Here is a 6,222-nt window from a genome sequence, read left to right as displayed (position 1 = left end):
TCGACCATAGGCGCCCGCTTCTTTGCCCGCTTTGATGATCGCGGCCTGCAAATCGGCTGGCAACTTTTTCATGGTTTTGACAGAGAAGCACAATGGGCGAATGGTGATGGCATGGCGGGTCATCAAGATGTTGGGGGCCACTTCGTAGAATTTCATGGCCTCAACGCCTGCGGCCTCGTTTTCACCGGCTTGGATGACGCTGTTTTGAATGGCGTTGTACACCTCGTTGTAAGCGATCACAGTGGGGGCCATGCCCACAGCAGCAAAAGTGCGGCTCCAAATCGGCGCGCCCTGCACCCGCACTTTGAGGTTTTTCAGCTCAGCCAAGTTGGTGGCCGATTTGTTGGCAAACAAGTTGCGCACGCCACCACCGGCGTAACCGATGAGTTTCACTTCGGCTTTTTTCTCCACTTCATCGGCAATGGGCTTGAGCACGTCTTGGTCCAAGACCTTGTTCCAATGGTTCAGGTCACTGAAAAGGAATGGCGCGTCGATGAACGGTGCGGCCTTTGAAAATGTCGACATGTGGGCTGGCGAAACAATGGCGTAGTCCACTGCTTTGCCCTGGTTCATGTAGGCGAAATAGTCTTTCTCAAGACCCAATTCGCTGTTTTTGTGCAGTACAAAATTGACCGGTTTACCGTAGTATTTTTTAACCAGCTCTTCGAACCTCACCATCGTTTTGGTAAAGGCATGGTCATCCGCAAATTGAGATGCGCCGTGGAGCGTGATCGTGGCTTGTTGTGCCTGTGCACTCACTGCCAAAACCGACGAAAGAACAACACCAAGCAATGACTTGAAAACTCTCATTTGTTTGTCTCCTGTAATGGTCGGAACAACAAGTGTGCGTTGCTCCTTGTTTCACTTTGGGCCAATGGTTTGGGAACAGTCTTGGGGAAAACCATGTGTTCAACCCTAGGCTGTCGCCTAGGTGTCCTGCGCTGCTGGTCTCAGCCCGTCTAGAAGTGATAACTTGGACCTCTGTTTTGAATCATCACATGAAAGAAGCGCATGAAACACATTGGTTTAATCGGTGCCTCTGGCCTGATGGGACACGGCATTGGCAAGAATTTGCTGGCCAAAGGCTTTCGGCTTTCTGTGACCGCCCACAGCCGCCATGCGCCGCTGCAGGATCTTCTGGCCGCTGGGGCCCAACTCGTTGCGCAGCACTCAGACCTTGCCGGTTGCGATGCGGTCATCCTCTGCGTCACAGGTTCCCCCCAGGTAGAGGCTGCCCTGGAAGGTCCGAACGGGCTGCTCAGCCAGGCACGAAAAGGCCTTGTTGTCATCGACGCGTCCACCAGCGAACCCGATTCCACGCGTCGCTTGGCGGCCCGCTGCCAGGCCGTAGGCATGACCCTGGTCGATGCCCCATTGGCGCGCACCCCCGTGGAGGCAGAAGCTGGCAAACTCAACACCATGGTGGGCGCTTCGCCAGAGGTGTTTGCCCTTCTGGAGCCGGTGTTCAAGGCCTATTGCGAAAATATTTTCCACGTCGGTGAAATGGGCGCCGCCCATGTCATCAAGCTGCTGAACAACTTTCTTGGGCAGGCCATCACCACAGCGGCGGCCGAAGCCTTTGCCGTGGGTGCCAAAGCGGGCATCGATGTCAGCCAACTGGTCCGCGTGGTGTCGGCCGGCGCTGTCAACTCAGGTTTGTTCCAGGCCATGGCCAAAACACTCGAGGGTGATTACACCGGCCTGAAGTTCGAGCTGAACAATGCATCGAAAGACTTGCGCTACTACGTGCACCTGACCGAAAGCGTGAAAGCACCCTCATTGGTCGGCACCAGCGTGCACCAAAGTCTGGTCACTGCTTGCGCCTTGGGCTATGGTCAGGAGCTGGTGCCTTCCCTGGTAAAAGCCCAAGCGCAAATCAACCAAGTCAAAATCGGCTCGGGCCGCTCATGAGCGCGCGCCTGGGCATGGCCCTGGTGGGCTTGGGTGCAGCCACTCAGCCTCACCTGCGCAGCCTGCAAGACCTGACCGAACGCATTGACCTGCGCTATGCCGTGACGCGTCACCCTCACCTTGATCGCATCCAGCCTTACACCGGCCCTGTGCGCTTGGTGAGCACGCTGGACGAGGCACTGGCCGACCCGCTGGTCCAGGCGGTGATTGTGGCGACGCCACCTTCCAACCACTTGGACATCTGCCAGCGTTGCTTTGCCGCAGGCAAACATGTGTTGCTTGAAAAACCGCTGGAGCTCAATCTTGAGCGCTCACAACAACTGGTAGCGCTGGCCCAGCAAAGTGGGCTGCATTTAGGCGTGGTGCTGCAACACCGGTTCCGTCCCGCATCGCTGGTCTTGCAAGAGGTGCTTGACTCAGGCCGCCTGGGAGAAATCCAGGCCGCATCGGTGCGTGTGCCGTGGTGGCGTTCTCAAGCCTATTACCAGGAGCTGGGCCGGGGCACTTTGGCACGCGACGGCGGCGGTGTGTTGCTAACTCAAGCCATCCACACCCTGAACCTGTTTCAAGCGTTGGTGGGGGTGAAATCGGTCACGGCCTCGGTGGTGCGGCAAACACGTTTGCACCAAATGGAGACCGAAGACCATGTCAGCGCGCTGTTGGTTTTGGGCAATGGTGCACCCGGTGACCTGATGGCCACAACCGCCATGTTTCCAGGTTTCCCAGAGACGATCGAGGTCATCGGCACACTGGGCAGCGCAAGGCTTACCGGAGCCGATCTGCAGGTGAACTTTCTGCAAGGTGAGCCTTTGAGCGTGCACAGCGAAGGGGGCACCGGCAGCGGCGTCAACATGATGGATTTTTCGCACGAGCCGCACCGCGACTTGTTGACCGATTTCATCGATGCGATCGAACAAACCCGCGCACCTCGGGTCACCGGAGAAGATGCCCTGAAAACCCATCTGCTGATCGACGAGCTGCTGCGCAAGGGGCAGGCCTCACACGCCTGAAACCTCAAAGATTGACCGAGCGAAACCCGGCAAAGATGTCGCGGCGCTGGGGCACAAAGAAGTTGCGATACCGTGCATCCACCACATGCGCCGAGGTGGCAGCGCAGGCCCCACGCAACACGCGGTGGTTGTGCCACCAAGGTTCTGAATAATCGCGGTAGGGGTGCACCTCAAAACCCGGATAGGGCGCAAAGTCGCTGGCCGTCCATTCCCAGACTTGTCCCCACTCAAAGCCAAGCTGCTGCGCCGCACATTCCCATTCCAGCTCGGTGGGCAAGCGCCTGCCTGCCCATTGGCACCAAGCCTGGGCATCGAGCGCATTGAGGTGCACCGCCGGGGCTTGCAAGTCCAGCGCCTGCCAATGGCCAAAACGCTGCACTTGCCACCCCTCTTGCGCGAGTCGCACATAAGGGGGCAAGGCCTGTCCAGTGGCCTGCACAAAAGGCAGGTAACGCGCCCAGGTCACGGCGGCTGCGTCGATTTCGAATGCGTCCAACGACTTCGGATGGGCATGGCACTCGTTATCAAAAGCGAAACCTGGCCCCGCATGGCCCAAGGTGTAAACCTGCGCGGGCACCCAAATGCCCCCGGACCGACCCACGGGCTTTGCTTGTGCAGCAGCAGCCCCGGATGCAGGTTCACGCCAGCACAAGGCCGGTGGTAACTCCAAGCCCAGGCCTTGCGCCATGTAGACCGAGGCTTCGTTGTGCATGTCTTCGTGCTGCAGCACCAAGCGCCAAAAGTACAGCGCTTCGTCGCTCGCACCCTGACCGGCAACAAGGGCGTCTTGCAGGTGGTCCAAGCTGCGCTGCAGCACCTGCGCCAAATAGGCCTGCGTTCCGGCCAGATCGGGCAAAGGCAGCGACCAACGGCTGTCGTGCGCGACCTCGCTGGAGTTGTAGAGCGCATCGGCATCGCGCAGCAGCGAGGCGTCAAAGTCCGCGCCGCTGCTGGGACTGCGGGTGCCCAGGTGGCGCTGGCGGTTGCGCACCGTCCACCACTCCTGAAACCAGGCGATGTGGCCCCACTCCCACAGCGGCGGGTTCATGCCCGGCAAAGGCGTCACCGACAGATCGGGCATGGCGTTTTGCCAAGCCTGTATCAGGCCCAGCGTGCGCTCGCGGGTGCGTTGCAGGGACTGGGCCAAATCCGCCGCACTGGCCGTGCGAGCGGCGCTGTGCACAGGCCCCAGGCAGCCTGGAGACGACCCGTCAAAAAGCCCGCCGGAGCTTGCGCTAGGGGTGGTCTGCCCTGCACCCACCGAGGTACTGCCATTCATGTATAAACCGCCCATGCAAAAACTTCGAGTGGTGATTGTCAGCCCTGCCTTGGCCGACGCCAACAACGGCAACTGGCAAACGGCACGCCGCTGGCAGCAGTTGTTGTCTGCGCATTCTGCCCGCATCGTGCGCCAGTGGCCCGACGCAGAGGCCGGCGATGACGACGTCATGTTGGCCCTGCACGCCCGCCGCTCCGCCGAAGCCGTAGAGGCTTGGCACGCGCGGCACGGCCAGCGCGGCCTGGGTGTGGTGCTGACCGGCACCGACCTGTACCGCGACATCGCGCACGACCCGCAGGCGCAGCGCTCGTTGGCCTTGGCGCATTCGCTGGTGGTCTTACAAGGCCTGGGCGTACGCAGCCTGCCGCCCCAGCACCAAACCAAGGCCCGCGTGATCTTTCAGTCGACCAGCACGCGCCAGACCTTGCCCAAAACACATCGCCACTTGCGCGTGGTGATGGTGGGCCACTTGCGCGACGAGAAAGATCCGCTGACCTTGATGGCCGCAGCCCGCTTGCTCCCCCCCGTCAGCGGCATCTTGATCGATCACATTGGTGCACCGCTCGATGCGGCGCTGGGCCAAGCCGCACAGGCCACGCAGGCGCAAAGCCCGCACTACCGCTGGCTGGGGGCGCTGCCCCATGCCCAAACCCTGCAGCGCATCCAGCGCGCGCACCTGCTGGTGCACTGCAGCCGCATGGAAGGCGGCGCGCATGTGCTGATGGATGCGGTGTGCAGCGGCACGCCTGTGCTGGCCTCGCGCATCGACGGCAATGTGGGCCTGCTGGGAGAGGATTACGCGGGCTACTTCGAGCCCGGTGATGCCCCCGCGCTGGCCCGGTTGATGCTGGCTTGCCGGGCGCAGGGCGACCATGCGGCACTGGTGGCACACTTGAGGGATCAATGCGCCTTGCGCGCACCCTTGTTTGAACCGCAGGCCGAACGCGCCGCCTTGCACCGCTGGGTGCAAGATCTCTGGACCCTTTGAATGCAATCTTCCAATCAACCCGTGCTGCGCGACCTGGTGCTGGTCGGTGGTGGGCACAGCCATGTGGGCGTGCTGCGCATGTTCGCCATGAAGCCCGAGCCGGGGGTGCGAATCACCGTGATCTGCACCGACATCGACACCCCCTACTCGGGCATGTTGCCGGGCTACATCTCGGGCCATTACAGCTTTGACGAAGTGCACATCGACCTGGGCCGCCTCTGCGCCTTCGCCGGGGCGCGGCTCTACCACGATGCGGTGGTCGGCATCGACCGCCAAACCCAGCAAGTCATTTGCCAAAACCGCCCGCCCGTGGCGTATGACCTGTTGTCCATCAACATCGGCTCAACACCTCAAGTGCGTCAGGTTGAGGGCGCACAAAGTCTGGCAATACCCGTCAAGCCGATCGCACAATTCAACCAGCGTTGGTTGGCCCTGCTGGACAAAGCCCGCCAGTGGCCGGTGCACCGGGGCCGTATGACGATTGCGGTGGTGGGTGCAGGCGCGGGCGGTGTGGAGCTGGTGCTGTCCATGCAATACCGTTTGCGCCACGAACTCAAGGCGCTGGGACGCAACCCAGAAGACCTGAAATTTGTGCTGCTGACCTCGGGCGACACCATCTTGCCCACGCACAACCCCCGCGTGCGCCAACGCTTTGTGCAGGTGCTGCAGGAGCGCAACGTCGAAGTGCACACGCAAGCCGAAGTGGTGCAGGTCTCGCCTGGTTGCCTGCACACCCGCAACGGCCGCACCTTCGATGCCGACGAAACCCTGTGGGTGACCCAGGCCGGTGGCCCCGCTTGGCTTCAAAGCACGGGTCTGGCGCTCGACAAGCAAGGCTTCATCCTGGTGCATCCCCAACTGCAAACGCTGAACGACCCGCTGGTGTTCGCAGCCGGTGACATCGCCTCGTTTGTCGAGCGCCCGCTTGAGAAAGCCGGTGTTTTTGCCGTGCGCATGGCCAAACCCTTGGCCGAAAATTTGCGCCGCAGCCTGCGCGGCCAAAAGCTGCTGGCCTACGACCCGCAACGCCATTG

The 6,222-nt window shown here is 61.3% G+C and carries 6 protein-coding genes; 4 read left to right on the top strand and 2 right to left on the bottom strand.

Going from position 1 to position 6,222, the window contains the following annotated elements; genetic code table 11:
- Positions 1-759, bottom strand: a 759-nt coding sequence (locus Q0341_RS04395; protein ID WP_299510844.1) for a TRAP transporter substrate-binding protein, incomplete at its 3' end; no start/stop codon positions are given.
- A gap of 252 nt (positions 760-1,011) precedes the next feature.
- On the opposite strand from Q0341_RS04395, the gene Q0341_RS04390 reads away from it, so the two are divergent.
- Positions 1,012-1,911 (top strand): NAD(P)-dependent oxidoreductase, encoded by a 900-nt coding sequence (locus Q0341_RS04390; RefSeq protein WP_299510843.1) that lies wholly within the window; start codon positions 1,012-1,014, stop codon positions 1,909-1,911.
- Positions 1,908-2,921, top strand: a complete 1,014-nt coding sequence (locus Q0341_RS04385) for a Gfo/Idh/MocA family oxidoreductase (RefSeq protein WP_299510841.1) — start codon at positions 1,908-1,910, stop codon at positions 2,919-2,921. Before Q0341_RS04390 ends, Q0341_RS04385 begins: the two co-directional genes overlap by 4 nt.
- Positions 2,922-2,925: 4 nt before the next feature.
- Here the strand turns inward: Q0341_RS04385 and senA are convergent, their stop codons facing one another.
- Positions 2,926-4,215: a selenoneine synthase SenA gene (gene senA, locus Q0341_RS04380; protein WP_299510840.1), complete on the bottom strand. Its 1,290-nt coding sequence runs from the start codon at positions 4,213-4,215 to the stop codon at positions 2,926-2,928.
- Between senA and senB the strand changes: the two genes are divergently transcribed.
- Both senB and Q0341_RS04370 read left to right on the top strand, forming a co-directional pair.
- A complete protein-coding gene (senB, locus tag Q0341_RS04375) occupies positions 4,214-5,188 on the top strand; it encodes a selenoneine biosynthesis selenosugar synthase SenB (protein WP_299510838.1) in 975 nt (324 codons plus the stop codon). The genes senA and senB overlap by 2 nt on opposite strands.
- Positions 5,189-6,222 (top strand): FAD-dependent oxidoreductase (locus tag Q0341_RS04370; RefSeq protein WP_299510836.1); only part of this gene is annotated, 1,034 nt, incomplete at its 3' end.

Source organism: uncultured Limnohabitans sp., assembly GCF_937889215.1.
Taxonomy (GTDB): domain Bacteria; phylum Pseudomonadota; class Gammaproteobacteria; order Burkholderiales; family Burkholderiaceae_C; genus Limnohabitans_A.
Note: the sequence above shows the minus strand (reverse complement) of the source record. Positions and strands in the feature narration are given on the sequence as shown.